This window comes from Streptomyces sp. NPDC001220 (assembly GCF_053597895.1).
This window is the reverse complement of sequence record NZ_JBSFJE010000004.1, coordinates 102445-122954: the sequence shown is the minus strand read 5'-3', so window position 1 is coordinate 122954 and position 20510 is coordinate 102445. Positions and strand designations below refer to the sequence as shown.

The window sequence follows — 20510 nt, the reverse complement described above, 5'->3', positions numbered from 1 at the left end:
GGTTACTAGCCGACCGGTCGACTATTTGGAAGGTAGTTCGGGGCCGCCGGGGGCGCCAGGATCGGTTTCCTCCTGAGTGGGAGGCGCGGCCTCCCAACGCGGCTCAGCCGGGGAGCGCGTACGGATCGTCGGCGGGCAGCCAGGCATCCGCGGCGTGGACACCGAGGTCACCGACGCCGTCGCACAGGGCGTCGACGGCGGCCAGCACCCCGGCACGGTCCTCGCTCTCCCGCCAGACCAGCGACCAGGTCCAGTACACCTTCGGCGCGACGATCTCCCGGCGGACCAGGTCGGGCGGGAGCGGGACGGTCTGGCCCTTGGGCGAGTTGAGGACCGGGCGGGTGCAGCGGCGGACGTGGTCGAAGAAGGCGGGGCCGGTGACGGCGCCGTCCGAGATGCGCACGGCACGGGCACCGACGGCCTGGGTCAGCTCCTCGGCGTACACGTTCCAGGAGGCCCAGGAGGTGACGTCGTCGTCGATGAGGACGTCGGTGTCCCGGGCCGGCAGATCGCCCGTGTCGGTACCCTTCGCGACGGCGTACAGCCGGTCGGCGCCGAGCAGCCGGGCCCGCAGCCCGAGCCGTTCGACGTCCTCGGTGCGCACCCAGCACACAGCGAGGTCGAGACTGCCGTCGGCGACCCGGGCGGCCTGCGTGTGCGAGGGGGCGACCCAGGCGTCCACATGGACCCGGGCCACCGAGGCCGTCCGTGACATCAGGTCCGGGGGAAGCCAGTTGACGTAACCGAGCCGTACCGACTGCGAACCCGAATGGCGGCCAGCCCGGCGCTGGAGGTCGTCGGCCCGCTCCAGCAGGGCCCGGGTGTGCGGCAGCAGGTCGGCGCCGGCCGCGGTGAGCGAGACCGAACGGCGGTCCCGGTCGAACAGCCGGACGCCCAGGTCCCGTTCGAGCGCCTTGATCTGCTGCGAGAGCGAGGGGCCCGCGATGAGCAGTCGCTCGGCGGCCCGGCCGAAGTTCAGTTCCTCGGCGACCGCGACGAAGTACCGCAGCTGACGCAGTTCCACGCGCGCCATGCTACGCGCGGTGGTAGGCCCCGCCTTCCAGCAGCGAGGCAGCCGGTCGTGGCACCGGCGCCGATGACGGGAGCACGATGAACCTCACCGAGAGCCGAAGGAGCACGTCGTGCGAGAGTTCCTGGTCGAGATCACCACCACCGTCCCCGAGGGCACGGGCCAGGAGGAGGTCGACCGGCGACGGGCCGCGGAGGCCCTCCGGGCGGCGGAACTGGCCGCGACCGGCCGTCTGGCCCGACTGTGGCGCCCCGTGGGCGAGTTGCGCAGCATCGGCGTCTGGCGCGCCGGCGACGAGGAGGAACTCCACGAGAAGGTGCTCGGCACGCTGCCGCTGCGCCCGTGGATGACGGTCACCGTCACCCCGCTGGAGTCCCACCCCAGTGATCCGGGCCGGGTCGACGGCTCCCGATGACCACCACGTCCGCCTGGACCCACGTCGCCAGGGCCGGCGCCGCGCTCGCCGCGGGCATGGGCGTCGGCCGCTTCGTCTACACCCCGGTCCTGCCCCTGATGCACGCACAGGCGGGTCTGTCCGCCGGTGCCGGGGCGAACCTGGCCACCGCCAACTACGCCGGCTATCTCGTGGGCGCGCTCGCCGGCACCCTGGTACCCGCGCTGGTCCGGTCGCGCGCCGTGCTGCGCGGCTCCCTCCTCCTGCTGACCGCCACGCTCGCCGCGATGCCCCTCACCCGCAGCACGGCGGTGTGGGAGGTGCTGCGGCTGCTGGCCGGGGCGGCGAGCGCCCTGGTCTTCGTCATCGCCGCCGCTTCCCTGCTGCACCATCTGCGGGGCCACCCGGCGCACCTGCCCGGCTGGGCCTTCGGCGGCGTGGGGGCCGGCATCGCGCTCTCCGGCCTGCTGGTGCTGGTCCTGCGGTCGGTCGCCGACTGGCGGGCCGCCTGGTGGGCCGCCGCCGCGCTCGCCGGGGTGCTGGCCGCGGCCTCGTGGAATCTGCGGCCCGAGGACGCGCCGCCCGTCCCGGTGTCCGGGAGCCGGACGACGGCCCGGACCCACCGCTGGTTCGGCGCCCTGTTCGTCAGCTACTTCCTGGAGGGAGTCGGCTACATCGTCGCCGGTACCTTCCTGGTCGCGGCGATCGGCCAGGGCTCCCCCGGCTGGGTCGGCAGCGGTGCGTGGGTGCTGGTGGGGCTGGCCGCCGTACCGTCCTCGGCGCTCTGGGCCCGGCTGGGACGCCGGTGGTCCCGACCCGGTCTGCTGCTCACCGCGCTCACCGTCCAGGCGGTCGGCATCGCCCTGCCCGCCGTCACCGGGAGCACGGCCGCCGCCCTCGGATCGGCGGTGCTGTTCGGCGCCACGTTCCTGGGCGTCAGCACCCTGGCGCTGGCCACCGGGGCACATCTGCGTTTCCCGCGCTCCGTCGCGCTGCTGACCGCCGGATACTCCGTCGGCCAGATCCTGGGCCCCCTGGTCGTCGCCCCGCTGCTGCGCCACGGCTACCACCAGGCTCTGCTGCTGGCCGCCCTGGTGGTCCTCACCGCGGCGGCGGCCGCCGCCGTGCTGCGGATCGGCTTCCCGCACCACATGGGCGCGGACCACACAGCGCCGGTACGCCGGCGACGGCCGGCCGAGGCCACACACACCTGAGCCGCCGCCATGCCCCCTGCCGTGCCGCTGCCAGAACTCCGTCAGGCCTCTGTCACGCCGAGCAGGGCCCGGCAGTTCTGCCACAGCGGGCTCAGCCGGTGGGTGTTGTTGTACAGCTTGGCGAACATCACCTGGCCCTCCAGCTGGGCCACCACCGCCCGCGCCGCCTCCCGGGTGTCGGTCACTCCGACCTCGCCGCGCTCGCGGGCCTCGGTGATGACGGACTCCACCATGCCGACCTGAGCGTCGAAGATCTCCTGGAGCCGCCCGCGGACCACCTCGGTCTGGTTGCTCAGCTCCAGGGTGAGGTTCCCGAACAGGCAGCCCGCCACCGTGCCGCAGCCCTGCTGGACGGCGCGCTGACCGGCCTCCGTCTCCTCGAAGAGCCGCCGCAACCGCCGGAGCGGCTCCGCCTCACCGGTCAGGGCACGCGTCCACTCGCGTTTCTGGGCCGCCCAGTGCTCGTCGACGACCGCGAGCGCGAGGGCCTCCTTGGACTCGAAGAAGTAGTAGAAACTGCCCTTCGGCACCTCGGCCGCCTTGCAGATCTCGGCCACCCCGAGCGCCGAGTAGCCGCGCCCCTCGATCAGCGAGCGGGCGGCGTCGAGGATCTTTCGCTTGGCGTCACTCGTGCGTCCCATACCACCAGCGTACGAAAATACTAGACCGGTCGGCTAGTGCGGGGACCGTTCCCGTCGTCACAGCAGCGGGAGCCCGTCCGCCTCGCGTCGCTCGATACGGGCCACCAGCTCCGCCGCCGACGACTTGATGGTCTCCAGACCGGGCCGGCCCCAGGGCCGCGGCTCCACGTCGACCACGCACACCGTGCCGAGCACCGTCCCCGTGCTGTCGATGAGCGGGGCGCCCAGATAGGAGCGGATGCCGAACTCGTCCACGACCGGGTTGCCCGCGAACCGCGGGTAGTCGCAGACGTCCTCAAGGACCAGCGCCTTGCGCCGGACCACCACGTGCGGGCAGAACCCGTGGTCGCGGGCCAGTTCACGGCCCAGCACCGGCGTCGTGCCGTCGGGCTTCACCACCGGCGGTGGCACGGCCGGCAGGTGCAGACCCGCGAAGAACTGCCGGTTCTCGCCGATGAAGTTGACCATGGCGTACGGCGTCCCGGTGACCTCGGCGAGCCGGTCCGCGTAGGCGTCCAGCTCCGGGTCGGGGCGATCGCCGAGGCCCAGCTGGCCGAGACGCAGGGTACGTACCGGCGCCTCCTTGTCCTCCGGCGTGAGCAGCAGCCGACCGGCCGGGCGCGACGGGTCATACCTCATGGACGGGCTCCGTCGCTGTGGACGAGGGTCATATATGGGCTCCGTGAGGGGTGTAGGGGATTCACATGTGGGCGCCATGGCTCGGCGCGGAGACCGGAGCGTGGGCGATGAGATGGCGGACGAGGGTGAGCAGGGTCTGGACGCCGGAGCTGGAGATACGGGCGTCGCAGCGGACGACCGGGACCTCCGGGTCGAGGTCGATGGCGGCACGCACTTCCTCGGGGTCGTAACGGTAGGAGCCGTCGAACTCGTTGATGGCGACGATGAAGCCGAGACCGCGCTCCTCGAAGAAGTCGACGGCCGCGAAGCAGTCCTCGAGGCGGCGGGTGTCGGCGAGGATGACCGCGCCGAGCGCGCCCTCGGACAGCTCGTCCCACATGAACCAGAACCGCTCCTGCCCGGGCGTGCCGAACAGGTACAGCACATGTTCGGGGTCCAGGGTGATGCGGCCGAAGTCCATGGCCACGGTCGTCTCGACCTTGTTCTCGATGCCGTCGAGATTGTCGGTCGCGGCACTCACCGTGGTGAGGAGTTCCTCCGTGGACAGCGGCGCGATCTCGCTGACCGCGCCCACGAAGGTGGTCTTGCCGGCCCCGAACCCACCGGCCACCAGGATCTTCAGCGCGGTGGGGAAGGGGTCACAGCTGTCGTCGTAGTCCATCGAGCACTGCCTCCAGAAGAGACCGGTCAGTGGGGTTGTGGTGGAAGACGGGGGGCTTGGCGGTCAGCACCCCGCAGTCGACGAGATCGGAGAGCAGCACCTTGGTGACCACGGCGGGCAGTTTGAGGTGCGCGGCGATCTCGGCGACCGAGACGGGTGCGCGGCACAGGTCGAGGGCCTGTGCGTGCTCGGGGCCGAGGTAGCCGAGAGGGGTGGCCCCGGTGGCCATCACCTGCGACATCAGGTCGAAGGCGATGCTGGGCTCGGTGCGGCCGTTGCTGACCGTGAACGGGCGCACCAAGCGTCCGGCCGCGTCGTCCAGCCAGGGCCCGTCGCCGGCTGCCGCCACCCTCAAGGCCTCATCGCCGTGGGTTCGACAGCGTGCTGCCGGGGCGCGGTGACGAGGTACGGGCGGACGCTCTTGACCAGCATCGCCATCTCGTAGCCGAGGACGGCGGCATCGGCCTCGCGGCCGGCCAGCACGGCGAGGCAGGTGCCAGAGCCGGCGGTGGTGACGAACAGCAGCGTCGAGTCGAGTTCGACGACGACCTGGCGGACGTCCCCGCCGTCGCCGAAGCGGACGCCCGCGCTGCGGCCGAGCGAGTACAGGCCGGAGGCGAGCGCGGCCATGTGGTCGGCGCTGTCGGGGTCGAGTCCGTGGACGGACTTCACCAGCCCGTCGCAGGACAGCAGCACCGCGCTGGTGGTGTGGGGTACGCGCTGGACGAGGCCGCTCATCAGCCAGTCGAGGTCGGATACCTGGGCGGTCGGCGCATCGCTCGCCATGGTGGATCGACTCCTTGGGGTACGAAGGTCTACGGGAGCGGTGGGGGTAGGGGTGGAGACGGTGCTGGTCATCCGGCCGGTGCGCTCCCGTCGGGCCGGGCATGGAATTCGGAGGTGCGCACCGGGCGCAGGGCCGGGGAGTGCGACTGGGCTCGGGACGCGGACGGAGGGTCGGTGGGGGCCCCTTGCGCCCGACTCGTGTGGGCCGGGGACGTGTAGTCCGGGGCCATGTGGTCTGGGGCCATGTGGTCTGGGGCCATGTGGGCGGGGCCCGGGTGGTCCGAGGCCGTATGCGCCGGGCCCATGTGGTTCGAGGCCATGTGGACCGGACCCGTGTGGTCCGACGCCACGGGATCCGACGCCCTGCGGTCCACGGCCGACCGGTCCACGGCCCACCGGTCCGGGGCTGTGTAGTCGGGAGCCATGTACCCGGCCTCCCGGTCTGCCGACTCCCGGCGTGCCGACTCGGTATGGGCGGCACCCATGGGCGTGGCCTCCATGTCCGTGACATCCATATGCGTGCCGTCCGCATGTGTGGCGTGGGAGGCGCTGCTCGCCACGCCTCCGGCACCCTCGCCGGACGTCGTCACACCGGATCCGTTGTCGACGCCCATGTCGGCGACGCCCATGTCGGTGAGGCCCATGTCGGTGACGCCCATACCGTTCAGCCCCGTATAGAAGGTCTCTCCATGGGGCCCGCCCAGGGGCTCGGCGGGGGCCGGCGGTTCCGTCTGGGTGGCCTCCAGATGCTGCTGGGCCTCCGCGAGGCCGATGCCTCGTTGGAAGGCGGCCATCAGACCGGGGTCGTGTCCGGCCGGCACCTCGTTGTCCTGGCGGGGTGCGGGGCCGCCGCGGAGCTGGGGGACGATGTGCTCCTGGGCGCGGCGGCGCGGCAGTTGGGGCTTGCCCATGGTGCCGCGCACGGCGCCGACGCGCGGGACGGGCGGGGCGCCGGCGTGCTCCGCGACCGCGGGCCGGTCCTCGGGGCGGATACCCGGCAGCGCCTCGGCCGGGTTGGGCCGGGTCTCCTGGGTGCCGCGTACCGGCAGCGGTGCGGGTGCGCCCTCGGACTGCGCGTGCCGGCGCCGCCCGCCGGCCGTGGCCGTGGCCGCCCCGTGCTGCGGCGCGGGCCGTCGGTCCGGCGGCGCGCCGCCCGGGGCGGCCGCCCGGCCCCCGGGTCCGGCATTCGGTCCGGCGGTGCCGCCATGGACGCCCTCCGGTGTCCCGGTGACGTCGGACGGCCGCGTACCCCCGGCTCCCGGCGCACCTCCCCCGGCCCCCGCGTCGCGCGGCTGCGGTACCGCCCCGGAGGCGCCCGGTGCCGTACCCAGCAGACCCTGCGGGACGACGAGGACGGCCTGGACACCGCCGTAGATGTTGGTCTGGAGGCGGACGTTGATGCCGTGGCGGCGGGCCAGCTGGGAGACGACGAAGAGGCCGATGCGGCCGTCGGCCAGCAGGCTGGCGACGTTGACCTGGTCGGGGTCGGCGAGCAGGGCGTTCATCTTGGACTGTTCGCCGACCGGCATGCCGAGTCCGCGGTCCTCGACCTCGACCGCGAGGCCGGAGGTGACGAGGTTGGCACGGAGCAGCACCTGGGTGTGCGGGGCGGAGAACACCGTGGCGTTCTCGACGAGTTCGGCGAGGAGGTGGATGACGTCGGCGACGGCGTGCCCGCGCAGTTCGCCGTCGATCGGCGGGACGAGTTTGACCCGGGAGTACTGCTCGACCTCGGCGATGGCGGAGCGCAGCACCTCGGTCATGGAGACGGGGTTGCTCCACTGCCGCCGGGAGACGGCGCCGCCGAGCACGGCGAGGTTCTCGGCGTGCCGTCGGATCCGGGTGGCCAGGTGGTCGACGTGGAAGAGGCCCTTGAGGAGATCCGGGTCCTCGATCTCGTTCTCGAGTTCGTCGAGGATCGAGATCTCCCGGTGCACGAGGGACTGAAGCCGCCGCGCCAGGTTGACGAAGACCTCCAGTTTCTGTTCGCTGCCGGCCTGGCTGGAGAGCTGGGCCGCCTGCACGACGGCGGTGACGGCGCCGTCGTGCGCGCGGGACAGGTCGGCGGCGAGCAGCTCGAAGTCGTCGGCGTCCTCGGGCGGTCCCCCGCGCGACTTGCGCGCGGGCGGGGTCTCGCCGCGGCGCAGCGCGTCGACGAGGGCCAGCAGGTCGGCCTCGCCGCGGGCGGCGTTGCGGCGCAGCATGCCGACGCGGTCGCTGACCGAGCGGGCGGCGCGGCCCGCGGCCACGGCGGCGATCACGATGCCCGCGGCCGTCACCGAGACCGCTCCGGTCAGCACGGCCAGCAGGGTGAGGCTGGGCCGGGCCCCGGTGGAGCGGATGGTGAACAGGACGGCCGCGCAGCCGCTGAGCGCCACCGCGATCGGCGGCAGCACGGCAAGACGCATCAGCTGAGGCCGTATGTGGGTCTCGGGCAGCGCGGGAACGGGTCGGGCGACCGGACGTCCGTGCCGACCGCCCTCACGGCGGTCGGCACGGGCGGCCGGTGCACGGAGGTGAGACATCTGCGTCCTCGTACTGGTCCGTCGGGCCTGGATTGCTCGCGCGGGCCGCGCGAGTTGGGCATGCGCCATCGCGGTGCCGGCCGAGGGGACCGCAAAAGAATTCGGCCCCGTGTCGCCCGACGGACACTCACAGTAGTCGCCAACGCATCATGTGCGGCGGGCAGTTGACAAAGTCCCCCGGGGATGGTCCTGCTCTGGTATGAGCCGTCGTACGAAAGACCGATAACCCCTCTCGATACCCCGCCATGGAACCGCCAACGACCGATCCGACCTGCTCAAAAACGGTCAGACACAGAAGGCGAGGGGCCGAGCGACCGGCACGCCGCGCCCCTCGCCGGCCGTCGGTCCGCACCCCCTCGGCAGGCCCGGTGGAGCGACCGGGCAGGGCGCCGCACCCTCGCCACCACCCCCCAGAACATCACCCACGGTGACCTCTCCCCCCGCACCCGCCGTGCGCCCTCTCCTGCGGAGGGCCGTCGTGCCGGTCGGCATCCGTCACCGCGTCGGCCACGGCCCGCGTCCGGTCCGGGCGGCTCAGGACGTCCGCGCTGTCGACGAACTGGTCCACTGCGCCAACCCTCGGCAGCTCCCGTATGCCAGGGGACTTGATACGGGCGACGAGGGCCCGGGTGAAGCGGTCGGCGCGCAGCACCCGGAAGGGCCGGGAGTGGTACGGGCGGGTGGCCGGGTCGACCCGGTCGGTGAGCTCCAGCTCGTTGTGCAGATGGGCGACGATCTCGTACGCGTGCGCCAGGTGCCGCTCCCGGGCGTGCCAGTCCGTGGCGGCGACGGCGGCGGTCAGCACGGGGGTGAGCCGAGGGGCCGCGGGGGTCCGGGCGAAGGCGCTGCCGAGCCACTTGCCGTAGGGCGGGTAGCGCCGGTCCATCAGCAGGCAGAGCCGCATGAGGTCGCGGACCAGACGGGCGGCCTCGACGGCGGAACCGAGCTCGTCGCCGACCTCGCCGCAGCGTCCGACGAAGGCCTCCTCCTGGGCGATGCGCTGCCACTGGGAGGCGAGGACATGGAGCCAGAGGTCATGGGGATACCAGCCCAGGGCGGCCCGGGCCGGGGAGAGGGTGTGGAGGCCGTCGTGGAACACGGCGCCGGCGGTGGCCTCGGCGAGGAGTTGGGTGGGGGTGGCGAGCCAGTCCGCCGGGGTGACACCGGAGGCCGGGTCGAAGCCGAGGACGGCACGGAACCAGGAGGAGACACCGGTCACCTCGACCCGGTGGTGCACCCGGCCGTCGGTGACCCGCATGACCCGGATGTCGCGGTCCCCCGTGGCGGCGAAGTGGGTGGGCCAGCCGTGAAAGGTCTTGGGAAGGTGTTCGGCGAGCACATGTCTGATCCGCCCGCCATGGCGGGACACATCGTGGGGGTGCAGGAAGAGCTGGAGGCGCGGGCCCCACTCGTGGTCGGCGGAGCGTTCGGTGTCGTAGCCGAGCACTTCGGAGCCCGGGCCGACCCGGGCCGCCGAGTGCGGAACGCCGGGGGCGGCCTCTTCCAGCAGCGAGCGCACGGCCTCCGTGTAAAAGCGCCGGGACAGCTCAAGTCCCGGTAAAAAAGCGGGGGTTGGCATATGTGCATGACTCATGCCCATGCCCCTGCCCAGGTTGTGCAGGGGCATGCACGCCGCTTTCACGTCACCGCCACACCGGCGGCGCCCTCACTTCACAAGATCGTCCGCGTCCGGCGCCACCGCTTCGCCGGCCAGGTCGAGGTCTCGTTGCCCGGCCTCGCTCCGCGGCGGGACGGCGCCGCGCCACGGCCCGGTGACCGGCGCCGACACCGAGCGCCACCACGGTTCGGCGGGCACCTTCACGGACGGCTCGAAGGGCTCGCCGGGACGCGGCAGCGCCACCGACTGGGCCGCCACGTCGCCGGCGTCCTTCGTCCACTCCCCCGGCTCGGCCCAGGCGTGCGGGGCGAGGTTGAAGGTGCCCCAGTGGATCGGCAGCAGCACGCCGTGCGGGCCGCCGCCCTGCAGGTCGAGGTGGGCCCGCATGCCCTCTTCGGGCGTCATGTGTATGTCGGGCCAGAACTCGCTGTACGCACCGATCTGGATCATCGTCACGTCGAAGGGCCCGTGGTCGGCACCGATGTCCTTGAAGCCCTCGAAGTAACCGGTGTCACCACTGTGGTAGATCCGGTGCCGCTCGCCCGCGACGACCCAGGACGCCCAGAGGGTGTGCTGGGTGTTGCGCAGCCCACGGCCGCAGAAGTGGCGGGCCGGGGTCGCCGTCAGGGTGAGCCCGCCGACCTTGGTCTCCTCGTGCCAGTCCAGCTCGCGCAGCCGGTCGGAGGCGACGCCCCAGTGTTCGAGGTGGGCGCCGACCCCGAGCGGCACCGCGAAGAGGGTGTCCGTGCCGGCCAGCGCCTTGATGGTGGGCAGGTCGAGGTGGTCGTAGTGGTCGTGCGAGATGACCACCACGTCGACCGGGCCGAGTGCGGCCAGCGGCAGCGGCGCCGGGTGCAGCCGCTTGGGCCCGGCGAACGGGAACGGGGAGCAGCGCTCGCCCCAGACGGGGTCGAACAGGACGCGGTGCCCGTCGATCTCCGCGAGCACGCTGGAGTGCCCCATCCAGGTCACCCGCAGCCCGCTCGCGGCGGGCCGGGCGAGGTCGGCGACGGTGGTGGCGTGCACCGGTACGGTGCCCCGGGGAGCGCGGCGGGCGCGCTGCTCCTTCTCGAAGTAGGTCTTCGCGAAGTCGAGCATCGAGCCCGAGGGGCGCATCCGGGTGGTACCGCCGGGGTTCTGGAAGACACCGTCCTTGAAGTGCGGTGAGCCCTGGATGCGGGCCATGCGCTCGCCGCTGGGGTCCACGCCGAAGGCAGCGGGCCGCAGCTCGCGGAGCCCGGAGCTCAGGGAACGCAAACGGGTCACGGTACCTCCAGTGGTGTGGCGGGGTCCTCCATTATGGTCGGCCCCTCGGGTGGTCGGCGTTGACACCCTGCGGCCCAGCTCCGGATACTGACCCACTGTTCAGTAGCACCCTCTTTCACGAACCTCTCGGGAGCCACTATGGCCGCTCCACTGATGTCTCTCGTCTGGACCGACCACATCACCGGCCGGCAGGGCTTCCTGGTCGTCGACCGGCTGGTGCGGGGCGTGGCCAGCGGCGGTCTGCGGATGCGGCCGGGCTGCACCCTGGAGGAGGTCACCGGGCTGGCGCGCGGCATGACGATGAAGGAGGCCCTGCACTACAACCCCGAGGGCCGCTACATTCCCCTGGGCGGCGCCAAGGGGGGCATCGACTGCGATCCGCAGGACCCGGGGGCGTACCCCCTGCTGGTCCGCTACCTGAGCGCCATGCGGCCGTACGTCGAGAGCTTCTGGACCACCGGCGAGGACCTCGGGCTGACCCAGGACCTGGTGGACCGGGCGGCCGCCGAGGCGGGGCTGGTCTCCTCGATCCAGGCCGTGTATCCGCTGCTGGACGACGAGACGGCGGCCCGGCGGCGGCTGGCGGACGCCTTCGCCATCGAGGTGGACGGGATCGGCCTCGACGAACTGGTCGGCGGCTGCGGGGTCGCCGAGTCGGCGCTGACGGCCCTGGACCGGGCCGGGGTGCCGCATCCCGGGACCCGGGTCGCGGTGCAGGGACTGGGCACGATGGGCGGGGCCACGGCGCGTTTCCTGGCCCGCGCGGGGCTCACGGTGGTGGCCGTCGCCGACGTCAAGGGCACGATCGCCAACCCGGCGGGGCTGGACGTCGAGGCGCTGCTGCGCGCGCGGGACGCGTACGGCACCGTCGACCGCGCGGTGCTGCGCCCGGGCGATCTCGAACTGCCGGGCGACGCCTGGCTGTCCGCCGACGCGGAGGTGCTGGTGCCGGCGGCGGTGTCGTACGCCGTCGACGCTGCCAACGAGCACCTGGTCACCGCCCGCTGGATCGTGGAGGCGGCCAACATGCCCGTGCTGCCCGAGGCGGAGGAGCGGCTCGCGGCGCGCGGGGTGACCGTGCTGCCGGACGTGGTGGTCAACTCGGGTACCAACGCCTGGTGGTGGTGGACCCTGTTCGGCGACATCGGCCCGGACGCGGACGAGGCGTTCGCCCACACCCGCCGCTCGATGCGGGCCCTGGTGGAGCTGATGCTGGATCGCGCGGAGTCCGACGGCACGACCCCGCGCGCCGCGGCTCACGCCCTGGTGAGCGACCGGCTGCCGGTGATCGCGGAACGGTTCGGCTGGTACCGGTGAGGGGGCGGGTGCTCAGCGGCGCCCGAGCAGCAGGGCGAGGAGCAGCGCGAAGAGGGCGGTGAGGGTGGCGCCCTGCCGGCCGGAGGCGTCGAGCAGCAGGGCGAAGCCGGTCATGCAGCCGGTGAGCGCGGCGGTCGGCACCAGGCCGATCGTGGCGAGCGGCACGTCCAGGTCGGCGGCGACCGCGGTGAGCGCGGGCTGGACGGCGTAGTTGTTCGCGGTCGCCGTGCCGGCTGGGGCGGCCAGCAGGAAGGTGCTCCCTCGGGACAGGGGCGGGTTCACGGCTGTGTGTCGCGGGTGAGGACGACGGCGTAGCGGCACTCGGCGTCGCCGGTGTTGGCGAAGACGCGCTCGGCCGGCGGGCCGAGTTCGACGGTGTCGCCGGCGTCGAGTTCGTGGACCGTGTCGCCGTCGTGGAAGGTCAGTCGGCCGTCGAGGACCCAGACGAGTTGTCGTACGAAGGCGAAGGCGGCAGCCGGATAGGGCACCCGGGCCCCGGCGGGCAGGCGGATCTCGGCGATGTCCGCCGGGAACCGCGGTCCGGTGATCTGGCGGCGCCGGTAGCCGGTGCCGGGGTCGCGCCACTCGGGCGCGTCGGCGCCGCGCCGCACTCCCGCGGAGTCGGCCGTGGTGCCCTGCGCGCCTTCGGCGAGGGCCAGCAGGGAGGCGACGCTCAGCTGGAACGCGGCGGACAGCTTACCGAGGACGACGGCGGTGGGGCTGCTCTCGCCGCGTTCGATCCGGCTGATCATCGCGGGGGAGACACCGGAGGCGTCCGCGAGCTGCGCCAGGGTCCAGCGGCGGCGCTCCCGCTCGGTGCGGACACGGGCGGCGATCCCCGCCGCCAGGGAGTCCGTCGACGGATCTACTATGTTGGACATGAATCCAATATACGAGAGAGATGGGGAGGTGCGGATCCGCCCGGCCCGCCCCGCTGACGCGGAGGCCGTCCGCGCGATCCGCAACCACGCGGTCGAGCATTCGACGGCATTGTGGACCGAGACCACACAGACCCCCGCCGAGGGTGCGGCCTGGCTCGCCGCCCATCTGGGGCGCGGCTCGGCGTTCGTGGCCGAAGTGGCGGGCGAGGTGGCCGGATTCGCGGTGTACGGCCCGTGGCGCGAGCTGGACGGCTACCGGCACACGGTGGAGGACTCCGTCTATGTGCGGGAGGACCGGCACGGGCTCGGCATCGGCTCGGCACTGCTGGGCGCTCTCGTCGCCGCGGCGCGGGAGGCCGGCCACCACGTCATGATCGCCGGCATCGAGGCGGAGAACAGTGCGTCGGTCCGGCTGCACCGGCGGTTCGGCTTCGAGCACGCCGGCACGATCCGGGAGGTGGGCGTCAAGTTCGGCCGCCGGCTGGACCTCACGCTCATGCGGCTGCCGCTGGACCGGGACGGCGACACGCGCGGGAGTGCGACCGATTAGGGTGACCGCGTGGCGAGAGTGCGGTTGAGCGTGGCCGAGCGGCGGGAGGAACTGCTGCGGGCCGCCATCGAGCAGATCGAGGCGCGGGGCGTGGCGGCGGTACGGATCGCCGACGTCGCCTCGTCCCTCGGCGTGAGCAACGCGCTGGTGCTGTACCACTTCTCGACGAAGGAGAAGCTGGTCGCCGCCGCCTTCGCCTACGCCGCCGAGGACGACCTGGCGCATCTGCGCAAACTGCTGGGCCGCCGCACGTCGGCGTCGCGCCGGCTGCGGACGGCGGTGCGCTGGTACGCCCCGACCGGGCAGGCCAAGGGCTGGCGGCTGTGGATCGAGGGCTGGGCGGTGGCGTTGCGCGAACCCGCCCTGCGGGAGGTCACCAAGGAGCTGGACCAGCAGTGGAAGGCGGCGCTCGCCGAGGTCATCGCCGAAGGGGTGGCCGCCGGTGAGTTCCGGTGCCCCGACCCCACGGCCTCGGCACTGCGGCTGACCGCCCTCCTCGACGGGCTCGCCGTCCAGCTCACCTCGTACCCGGGCGCCCTGTCGCGCTCCCGGGCGCAGGAGTGGGTCGACGAGGCGCTGGCGCGCGAACTGGGGCTGCCCGGGGAACAGTGAGGGGCGGCCCGCGAGGATGCCGCCCCTCACCCGCCCCCGTGACCTCAGGCCACGGACGCGATCCGCATCTTGATGTCGTCCGGGGAGAGCGTCCCCTTGGCCGTGACGTGGTCGCCCGACGACTCGCCGCGCAGCCGCCGTCCGATCCACGGCACCAGGTACTCACGGGCCCAGTGCACGTCGTCGCGGCGGACCTCCAGGGTGCCGCGGGGCGGCAGCGGCGGCCACGGCTGGTCCGGGTCGGCCGGCACCTCGACGCCGAGCGCCTGACCGGCCCGCAGCGCCACCCGCGTGTGCCCTTCGGGAGACAGGTGCAGCCGGTCGCCGTCCCAGGCCCGCCGGTCCTGCACGGTCTTCAGGGACCACAGGTCGAGAACCGGGCAGCCGTACCGGTCGGCGACGGCCCGGACGTGGCCGTTGTAGGTGGCGATCTTGCCGCGCAGATGCTTGAGGACGGGCACGCCCCGGGTGTCGAACCCGGTGGTCACCAGAACCGTGCCGACGGCCTCGGTCAGTTGGGCCACGGCCCGCTCGAACCGCTCGGCCACCTCGTCGGGGTCGGTGCCGGGGCGGATGATGTCGTTGCCGCCCGCGGAGAAGGAGACCAGGTCCGGAGCGAGTTCCAGGGCCTGCGGCACCTGGTCCGCCACGATCTGGTCGAGCAGTTTCCCGCGCACCGCGAGGTTGGTGTACTCGAAGTCGCCCTCGGGCTGCCGGTCCGACAGCAGTACCGCGAACCGGTCCGCCCAGCCGACGAACGCCCCGTCGGGGCCGGGGTCGCCCACGCCCTCGGTGAAGCTGTCCCCCACCGCCACGTACGACCCGATCACTGATGCATTGTCACTCTTCGAATCGTCTGCCACGTCGGACCATGATTCACCTTCGACTGTGACCTACGCGACCGTAATAAGGGGTTGACGAACGGTGAGATAAGACACGCCTAAATACTCGACCAAGCCAGGAATAAGCCTCCGAACAACGGCGTTGAAGCGTCGATCGCCCGAAGGCCGGACCCGGGGATCGGGGGTCCGGCCTTCGGAGTGCGTGTCAGATCAGTGGGGGTTCCGGGTCAGCCGACGGCGAGGCCCTTGGCGCGGAGGTAGCCGACCGGGTCGATGTCGGAGCCGTAGTCGGGGGAGGTCCGGATCTCGAAGTGGAGGTGCGGGCCGGTGACGTTGCCGGTGGCACCGGAGAGGCCGACCTGCTGGCCCGCGGTCACGGTCTGGCCGACCGAGACGGAGAGCGCGGACAGGTGGCCGTACTGCGCGTAGTAGCCGTCGGCGAGCCTGATGACGACCTGGTTGCCGTAGGCGCCGCCCCAGCCGGCCGTGACGACCGTGCCCGCGCCGACGGCCTTGACCGGGGTACCGGTCGGGACGACGAAGTCGACGCCGGTGTGGTAGCCGCTGGACCACATGCTGCCGGCCACGTGGTAGCCGGTACCGACGGTGCCACCGGTCACCGGGAGGGCGAAACCGGAGGCGGTCGTCGTCGGCGCGTCCGCGGACGAGGCCGCGTTCGAGGACGAGGCCGCGTTCGAGGACGAGGCCGCGTTCGAGGACGACGAGGAGGGGGCGGAGGACTGCGCGTGGGACCACGTCCGCGACGGGGAGGAGTCCGGGCTCGGGGTGTCCGTCGTCGCGGCGTGGCGGCCGCCGAACGTGAGCCGGAGACCGGGGTGGATCAGCGAGGGGTTGTCGCCGACCGCCTGCCGGTTGTCGGCGTAGAGCCGGTGCCAGCCGCCGTCGAGGTGGTGATCCCGGGCGATCTTCGAAAGGTAGTCGCCGGGCACCACCGTGTAGACGCGGCGCGTGGAATTCCCGGTGCCGGAATCCTGGACGACGGTCTTCTCGACGGTCGGAAGCGACTGCGTGGTCTTTTCGGAAACGGACTGCGAGGTGGCCGCGTGGGCGCCGGTGGCCCCCATGAGCGGCAGAGCCAGCGCGGCGCCACCGGTTCCGGCGACGGCCATCGAGCGGGTGAAACGCTGGGACTTGGGGCGGCGGTGCTTACCCTTCGCGGGCATGACGCATTCCTCTCCGGCGCCTGCGAGGTGAGCTGTCGGGTTCGGGCTGGAGCTGCCCGGCCACGCGGGAAGACGTGGCTACACCCCTAGCCGTCCCGGGAACCGGAACAGGCGGTATACCTGGTGGGTCCCCCGCTCCTGCCGGGCACGGGTGAGTGTGTGTGTGGGGACTCCGGGCGGCGGCAGGATTAGGCATTCCGTCCGGATGCGTGGCGAACGTAAGCGAGTAGGACGCACGTGAACAAGCGGCTGGTTCCGTCTGTCCGAGTTTCGCTTGATCCGTTACGGGAATTCCCGGTCACCCTCCGTGGATTCCGATCTTACGCGCTTTTCCAATCTCCCCGAAAAGCACGGGAATTACGTGAACATGACGCGCGACGGACGGTCACGAATATGACGCTCCTCACGCACGTCACGCCACGTCCCCTTATTCCGGACCGAGTTGCAATGAAGGCACCAATTCGGACAGAAGGCTCAGATGCGACGCAGCCGGAGAACCGTCGCATCCAGGTCGCCGCGCAACTCCGTACGCAGCCCGTGGTGCAGCAGGACGGCACCGCGGTGCACTTCGCCCGTTTCGCGGCATTCGTACGACGCGGCCGGGTCGAGCCCCCGCAGCCGCAGCGCCGGCATCGGCTCGCCGTAGCTCTGCGCCTGGAGCCAGGCGAGGACCACGGTCTCGTCACCGAGCGTGTACTGCACCGCGCTGAGTCCGCCGGTCGGCGGCCGCAGCCGGAACTGGTCGCCGCGCTGCACCAGGGGCCGGATGTCCTTGTAGAGCTCCACCCAGCGGCCGGCCTCGGCCAGCTCGTCCTCGGTCCACCGCGAGAGGTCCCCGCCGACACCGAGCGCCCCTGCCATGGAGCTGACGAAGCGGAACCGCAGGCTGCTGACCCGGCCGTTGAGCTGGTGGTTCGGACTGTCGGTGACCCAGGCGGACATCACCCGGGCCGGGTGGATCTGGCTGAAGCCGTGCTGGATGGCGAGCCGGTCCAGCGGGTCGGTGTTGTCGGAGGTCCACACCTCGTCGGTGCGGCTCATGATGCCGAGGTCGATCCGGCCGCCACCGCCGGAGCAGGACTCGATGGCCACGTTCGGGTGGGCCGCCCGGATCCGGTCGAGCAGGGCGTACAGCCCGCGCACGTGGTCGACCCACAGCCGCTGCGGGTAGGGCTCACCGGGCCAGCCCGCGTCGGTGAAGCAGCGGTTGAAGTCCCACTTGACGTAGTCGATCGGGGCGCTGGACAGCAGGGTGTCGAGCTGCCCCCAGAGGTACTCCTGGACGTCCTCGCGGGCGAGGTTGAGGACGAGTTGATTGCGTAGTTCCGTCCGCTTTCGTCCCTGCTGGTACTGCACCCAGTCGGGGTGTGCGCGGTACAGGTCGCTGTCCGCGTTGACCATCTCGGGCTCGACCCAGATGCCGAACTGCATGCCGAGGGCGTGCACGTGGTCGGCGAGGGGCTTGAGACCCTTGGGGAAGCGGTCCGGGTTGGGCGTCCAGTCACCGAGGCCCGCGCGGTCGCTGGTGCGCTTGCCGAACCAGCCGTCGTCGACCACGAACAGCTCGACGCCGATCGCGGCGGCCCGGCGGGCGAGGGTGGCCTGCTGCTCCTCGGAGATGTCGAAGGTGGTGGCCTCCCAGGAGTTGAACAGCACCGGCCGGTCCCGGTCGGCGTCCGGGATGACGTACGCCCGCTGGTAGGCGTGCCAGGCCCGGCTGGCCCCGCCGAAGCCGCCGTCGGTCCACAGGCCCGCGAAGAGAGGGCTGGTGTACGACTCCCCCTCGGCCAGCATCAGCAGGCCCGAGTCGTCGTAGCCGGCGCCGCCGGTGATCTGCACGCGCGCGTCCGGGAGTTGGGCGACGGCGATCCGCCAGGAGCCGGACCAGCCGAGGGCGCAGCCCCAGACCTCGCCGCGCTCCTCGGTGGCGTCGGTGTCGAGGGCGACCCAGGGCAGGTGCTGGTGACTGGTGTGGCCGCGGCGGCTGCCGATGACCTTCTCGCCGTAGGTGAGGGGCGCGCTGGTCAGGCGGGACTCGGCGGCCCAGCGGCCGTGCAGCTGGGAGAGGCGCCAGCCCTCGCGGTCGGGGAGCGTCCAGGCGGCCGGGTCGGCGCGCAGCAGCTCCAGAGGCGCGTCCCCCTGGTTGTCGACGGTCACCCAGCGCTCGACGACGTCGCCGCGCATCCGGTAGTGCAGGGTGATGAGGATCCCGTCGTCCCGGAAGCGCAGACGCAACTCCTCGTCGGCCGCGTCGCCCTCCGTCTCGTACGACTCGAAGGTCCACTCGGTGCCGCGGCGCTCCTCGGTGCGCACGGAGAGCGCGGGGCGGACGAAACGGGGGCCGCCCTCGACGGGGTACTCCTCACGGCCGTCCAGCGGGGACTCGAAGGCCCAGTAGCCGGGCAGCGCCCGGGTGCTGAGCTCCTCGGCGTCGGCGAGCCCGATCTTCGGGCCCCAGTGGAGGTGGAGCAGTTCGTCGCCCTCCGTGAGGTGCAGCGCGTAGCTGCTGCCCGGGCCCGACAGGAGCCACGTACGACCGTTTTCGGCGATGTCCACCACGAGAAACCTCACACAGGTGCCAACAGATCCGCTCAAGCACCAACATCATCAAGGGCGCGGGCCGTCGGAGGCAACGCCTGTGGACAACTCATTGCCTGTGGAAACCGATGTCGTATGGTCGATCCAGTGCCCGTCGACGAACAGCGCCGACGGGTCCGACCGGGAGGAGCCCCCGTGACGCAGCAGGTCCCGTCGACCGAGCCCGAGCTGGCCGGTGTGCGCAACTTCCGTGACGTGGGCGGCCTGCCGACCGTGGACGGGCGCCGGGTCCGGCACGGTGTGCTGTTCCGCAGCGGGCATCTGGCGCACGCGACGGAGCAGGACGCGGAGTTCCTCGCCTCCCTCGGCCTGCACACGATCTTCGACTTCCGCAACGCGGCCGACCAGAAGCTCGAGGGCCCGGACGTCGAGCTGCCCGGCGTGCGGAACGTGAACCTGCCGCTGACCGACCCGGCACACGGCGCCGAGTTCTGGACGATGGTCCGCGAGGGCGACATCGAGCAGCTGCGCGGCCTCCTGGGCGACGGCAAGGCGGCGAACCGGATGGTCAGGTCGTACCGCACGATCGTCAGGGACCGCACCGAGGAGCACTCGCGCGTCCTGCACGGGCTCGCCGAGGACAGCGTCCCGGCGCTGATGCACTGCGCGGCCGGCAAGGACCGGGCGGGCGTCTCCATAGCCGTGACGCTCCTGGCGGTGGGCGTGGAGCGGGACGCGATCCTCGCCGACTACCTGGAGTCCAACGCCAAGCACCGCCGCTACAGGGTGCGGCGCAGCGGCGGCGGGGAGAGCGCGTACAGCCCCGAGGTGATGGAACTGCTGAGCCCGCTCTTCGAGGCCCGCACGGAGTATCTGACGGCGGCCTTCGAGAGCATCGAGGAGACGTGGGGTGACGTCGACACGTACTTGGAGCAGGGCCTGAAGCTCACCCCGGAGACCCGCGAGCGGCTGCGCGGGCGCCTGCTCGACTGAGGCCGGGCCAGGACGGGAGCGCTCAGCCCTTGCCGCCGACGGCGAACAGCAGGTAGAGGAACGCGGCGAAGACGTGCCCGACGGCGATGTAGATGATCAGCCGGACCCACAGGGCCCGGGGGAACTTCTCCTCGATGTTGCTCACGGCAGCTCTCCAGTGATCGGCCCCAGGCACAACGCGGCCAGGGGACTCTGCAGCAGGGTGTGGACGAACAGCAGCTCGACCCCGTCGTGGTCCTCGGCGGCGAGCCGGTGCGGGGTGAGCGAGTCGAAGTGGGCACTGTCGCCGGGGGCGAGGACGTGGGTGGTGTCACCGAGGCGCAGCCGGAGCCGCCCGTGCAGGACGTACAGCCACTCCTCGCCGGGGTGCACCCGCACGATGTCGCCCTGGGTGCCGTACGGCACCCGGACGCGCAGTGACTGCATGCCGCGGCCGGACGCCCCGGCCTGCCAGTACGTCCAGCCGCCCGCCCGGGTCGGCTCCATGTCCGCGGCCCGTACGATCGCGTCCTTGTCGGCGACCGTCTCGCCGAGCAGCTCGGAAACCGTCGTACCGTAGACACGTGCGAGTGTGAGCAGCATCGGCAGCGAGGGCTGACGCTGCCCGGTCTCCAGCCGGGAGAGGTGGGCCGGCGACAGCCCGGCGTCCCGGGCCGCGGCCTCCAGGGTCAGGCCGGCACGGCGACGCAGGGAGCGCAGCTGCGGGGCGACGGCGGGCAGGTCGTCGCCGGGACCGGCGGGAGGCGCCGGGTCTGAGGCGTTCATGTCTCCATTGAGCCCGGCTATTGCCTCAGCGGCAATTTTCTTGCCTCAGAGACA

Annotated in this window: 21 protein-coding genes, 1 pseudogene and 1 riboswitch; of the genes and pseudogenes, 6 read left to right on the top strand and 16 right to left on the bottom strand. The window is 72.3% G+C overall.

Features of this window, described 5'->3' with window-relative positions; genetic code table 11:
* Positions 1–103 precede the first annotated feature (103 nt).
* Complete coding sequence (locus tag ACWDGI_RS11230; protein ID WP_450757694.1) at positions 104–1033, bottom strand: LysR family transcriptional regulator; 930 nt, start codon at positions 1031–1033, stop codon at positions 104–106.
* A 109-nt stretch (positions 1034–1142) separates the two neighbouring features.
* Here ACWDGI_RS11230 and ACWDGI_RS11225 point away from each other — a divergent pair, with 109 nt between their 5' ends.
* Together ACWDGI_RS11225 and ACWDGI_RS11220 are read left to right on the top strand one after the other, a co-directional pair.
* Positions 1143–1445, top strand: a complete 303-nt coding sequence (locus tag ACWDGI_RS11225; protein ID WP_450757693.1) for a muconolactone Delta-isomerase family protein — start codon at positions 1143–1145, stop codon at positions 1443–1445.
* Positions 1442–2638: a YbfB/YjiJ family MFS transporter gene (locus tag ACWDGI_RS11220; RefSeq protein ID WP_450757691.1), complete on the top strand. Its 1197-nt coding sequence runs from the start codon at positions 1442–1444 to the stop codon at positions 2636–2638. Before ACWDGI_RS11225 ends, ACWDGI_RS11220 begins: the two co-directional genes overlap by 4 nt.
* A gap of 41 nt (positions 2639–2679) precedes the next feature.
* Here the strand turns inward: ACWDGI_RS11220 and ACWDGI_RS11215 are convergent, their stop codons facing one another.
* From ACWDGI_RS11215 to ACWDGI_RS11180, 8 genes and pseudogenes are all read right to left on the bottom strand, one after another.
* Positions 2680–3279, bottom strand: a complete 600-nt coding sequence (locus tag ACWDGI_RS11215; RefSeq protein ID WP_450757689.1) for a TetR/AcrR family transcriptional regulator — start codon at positions 3277–3279, stop codon at positions 2680–2682.
* A 57-nt stretch (positions 3280–3336) separates the two neighbouring features.
* The gene (locus ACWDGI_RS11210; protein ID WP_450757687.1) at positions 3337–3918 is read right to left on the bottom strand and encodes a GAF domain-containing protein; all 582 of its coding nucleotides are present in this window, start codon (positions 3916–3918) and stop codon (positions 3337–3339) included.
* A gap of 61 nt (positions 3919–3979) precedes the next feature.
* The gene (locus tag ACWDGI_RS11205) at positions 3980–4579 is read right to left on the bottom strand and encodes a GTP-binding protein (protein ID WP_351705628.1); all 600 of its coding nucleotides are present in this window, start codon (positions 4577–4579) and stop codon (positions 3980–3982) included.
* A complete protein-coding gene (locus ACWDGI_RS11200) occupies positions 4557–4928 on the bottom strand; it encodes a DUF742 domain-containing protein (protein ID WP_450757685.1) in 372 nt (123 codons plus the stop codon). Before ACWDGI_RS11200 ends, ACWDGI_RS11205 begins: the two co-directional genes overlap by 23 nt.
* Positions 4929–4930: 2 nt before the next feature.
* Positions 4931–5365, bottom strand: coding sequence for a roadblock/LC7 domain-containing protein (locus ACWDGI_RS11195; protein ID WP_046728213.1), 435 nt, complete (start codon positions 5363–5365; stop codon positions 4931–4933).
* A gap of 692 nt (positions 5366–6057) precedes the next feature.
* Positions 6058–7890, bottom strand: a pseudogene (locus tag ACWDGI_RS11190) (ATP-binding protein); the annotation flags it as partial.
* Positions 7891–8308: 418 nt separating this feature from the next.
* Positions 8309–9469, bottom strand: a complete 1161-nt coding sequence (locus tag ACWDGI_RS11185; RefSeq protein WP_450758461.1) for a DUF4037 domain-containing protein — start codon at positions 9467–9469, stop codon at positions 8309–8311.
* 87 nt (positions 9470–9556) lie between these two features.
* Positions 9557–10774 (bottom strand): MBL fold metallo-hydrolase, encoded by a 1218-nt coding sequence (locus ACWDGI_RS11180; RefSeq protein ID WP_450757683.1) that lies wholly within the window; start codon positions 10772–10774, stop codon positions 9557–9559.
* A gap of 138 nt (positions 10775–10912) precedes the next feature.
* On the opposite strand from ACWDGI_RS11180, the gene ACWDGI_RS11175 reads away from it, so the two are divergent.
* A complete protein-coding gene (locus ACWDGI_RS11175) occupies positions 10913–12091 on the top strand; it encodes a Glu/Leu/Phe/Val dehydrogenase dimerization domain-containing protein (protein WP_450757681.1) in 1179 nt (392 codons plus the stop codon).
* Between the two features lie 12 nt (positions 12092–12103).
* Here ACWDGI_RS11175 and ACWDGI_RS11170 read toward each other — a convergent pair whose 3' ends face one another.
* Positions 12104–12373 (bottom strand): hypothetical protein, encoded by a 270-nt coding sequence (locus tag ACWDGI_RS11170; protein WP_450757679.1) that lies wholly within the window; start codon positions 12371–12373, stop codon positions 12104–12106.
* Positions 12370–12972, bottom strand: a complete 603-nt coding sequence (locus ACWDGI_RS11165) for a helix-turn-helix domain-containing protein (protein ID WP_450757677.1) — start codon at positions 12970–12972, stop codon at positions 12370–12372. The genes ACWDGI_RS11170 and ACWDGI_RS11165 overlap by 4 nt, the downstream gene beginning before the upstream one ends.
* Between ACWDGI_RS11165 and ACWDGI_RS11160 the strand changes: the two genes are divergently transcribed.
* Positions 12971–13522: an N-acetyltransferase family protein gene (locus ACWDGI_RS11160; RefSeq protein WP_450757675.1), complete on the top strand. Its 552-nt coding sequence runs from the start codon at positions 12971–12973 to the stop codon at positions 13520–13522. The genes ACWDGI_RS11165 and ACWDGI_RS11160 overlap by 2 nt on opposite strands.
* A gap of 9 nt (positions 13523–13531) precedes the next feature.
* Positions 13532–14134 carry a TetR/AcrR family transcriptional regulator gene (locus tag ACWDGI_RS11155; protein WP_450757673.1) on the top strand — a complete coding sequence of 201 codons (603 nt, stop codon included), beginning with the start codon at positions 13532–13534 and terminating at the stop codon, positions 14132–14134.
* A 44-nt stretch (positions 14135–14178) separates the two neighbouring features.
* Here ACWDGI_RS11155 and ACWDGI_RS11150 read toward each other — a convergent pair whose 3' ends face one another.
* The 3 genes from ACWDGI_RS11150 to ACWDGI_RS11140 form a co-directional block, all read right to left on the bottom strand.
* Positions 14179–14964 carry an SGNH/GDSL hydrolase family protein gene (locus tag ACWDGI_RS11150; protein WP_450757671.1) on the bottom strand — a complete coding sequence of 262 codons (786 nt, stop codon included), beginning with the start codon at positions 14962–14964 and terminating at the stop codon, positions 14179–14181.
* 239 nt (positions 14965–15203) lie between these two features.
* The gene (locus ACWDGI_RS11145) at positions 15204–16160 is read right to left on the bottom strand and encodes a M23 family metallopeptidase (RefSeq protein WP_450757669.1); all 957 of its coding nucleotides are present in this window, start codon (positions 16158–16160) and stop codon (positions 15204–15206) included.
* Positions 16161–16164: 4 nt separating this feature from the next.
* Positions 16165–16324: riboswitch (cyclic di-AMP (ydaO/yuaA leader) on the bottom strand.
* Between the two features lie 310 nt (positions 16325–16634).
* On the bottom strand, positions 16635–18719 hold the full coding sequence (locus tag ACWDGI_RS11140) for an alpha-galactosidase (protein WP_450758459.1): 2085 nt from the start codon (positions 18717–18719) through the stop codon (positions 16635–16637).
* 174 nt (positions 18720–18893) lie between these two features.
* Here ACWDGI_RS11140 and ACWDGI_RS11135 point away from each other — a divergent pair, with 174 nt between their 5' ends.
* Entirely contained in the window at positions 18894–19691 is a 798-nt protein-coding gene (locus ACWDGI_RS11135; protein ID WP_450757667.1) for a tyrosine-protein phosphatase, read from the top strand.
* A gap of 22 nt (positions 19692–19713) precedes the next feature.
* On the opposite strand, the gene ACWDGI_RS11130 is transcribed toward ACWDGI_RS11135, so the two are convergent.
* Both ACWDGI_RS11130 and ACWDGI_RS11125 read right to left on the bottom strand, forming a co-directional pair.
* Positions 19714–19836 (bottom strand): DUF6126 family protein, encoded by a 123-nt coding sequence (locus ACWDGI_RS11130; RefSeq protein ID WP_123972047.1) that lies wholly within the window; start codon positions 19834–19836, stop codon positions 19714–19716.
* Positions 19833–20456 (bottom strand): helix-turn-helix domain-containing protein, encoded by a 624-nt coding sequence (locus ACWDGI_RS11125; protein ID WP_450757665.1) that lies wholly within the window; start codon positions 20454–20456, stop codon positions 19833–19835. Before ACWDGI_RS11125 ends, ACWDGI_RS11130 begins: the two co-directional genes overlap by 4 nt.
* Positions 20457–20510: the final 54 nt, after the last annotated feature.

Excerpts from the sequence above, each read along its gene's own strand:
- ACWDGI_RS11230 (WP_450757694.1), bottom strand. The coding sequence starts at position 1,033 with ATGGCGCGCGTGGAACTGCGTCAGCTGCGGTACTTCGTCGCGGTCGCC.
- ACWDGI_RS11220 (WP_450757691.1), top strand. The coding sequence starts at position 1,442 with ATGACCACCACGTCCGCCTGGACCCACGTCGCCAGGGCCGGCGCCGCG.
- ACWDGI_RS11215 (WP_450757689.1), bottom strand. The coding sequence starts at position 3,279 with ATGGGACGCACGAGTGACGCCAAGCGAAAGATCCTCGACGCCGCCCGC.
- ACWDGI_RS11210 (WP_450757687.1), bottom strand. The coding sequence starts at position 3,918 with ATGAGGTATGACCCGTCGCGCCCGGCCGGTCGGCTGCTGCTCACGCCG.
- ACWDGI_RS11205 (WP_351705628.1), bottom strand. The coding sequence starts at position 4,579 with ATGGACTACGACGACAGCTGTGACCCCTTCCCCACCGCGCTGAAGATC.
- ACWDGI_RS11195 (WP_046728213.1), bottom strand. The coding sequence starts at position 5,365 with ATGGCGAGCGATGCGCCGACCGCCCAGGTATCCGACCTCGACTGGCTG.
- ACWDGI_RS11185 (WP_450758461.1), bottom strand. The coding sequence starts at position 9,469 with ATGCCAACCCCCGCTTTTTTACCGGGACTTGAGCTGTCCCGGCGCTTT.
- ACWDGI_RS11175 (WP_450757681.1), top strand. The coding sequence starts at position 10,913 with ATGGCCGCTCCACTGATGTCTCTCGTCTGGACCGACCACATCACCGGC.
- ACWDGI_RS11160 (WP_450757675.1), top strand. The coding sequence starts at position 12,971 with ATGAATCCAATATACGAGAGAGATGGGGAGGTGCGGATCCGCCCGGCC.
- ACWDGI_RS11165 (WP_450757677.1), bottom strand. The coding sequence starts at position 12,972 with ATGTCCAACATAGTAGATCCGTCGACGGACTCCCTGGCGGCGGGGATC.
- ACWDGI_RS11145 (WP_450757669.1), bottom strand. The coding sequence starts at position 16,160 with ATGCCCGCGAAGGGTAAGCACCGCCGCCCCAAGTCCCAGCGTTTCACC.
- ACWDGI_RS11125 (WP_450757665.1), bottom strand. The coding sequence starts at position 20,456 with ATGAACGCCTCAGACCCGGCGCCTCCCGCCGGTCCCGGCGACGACCTG.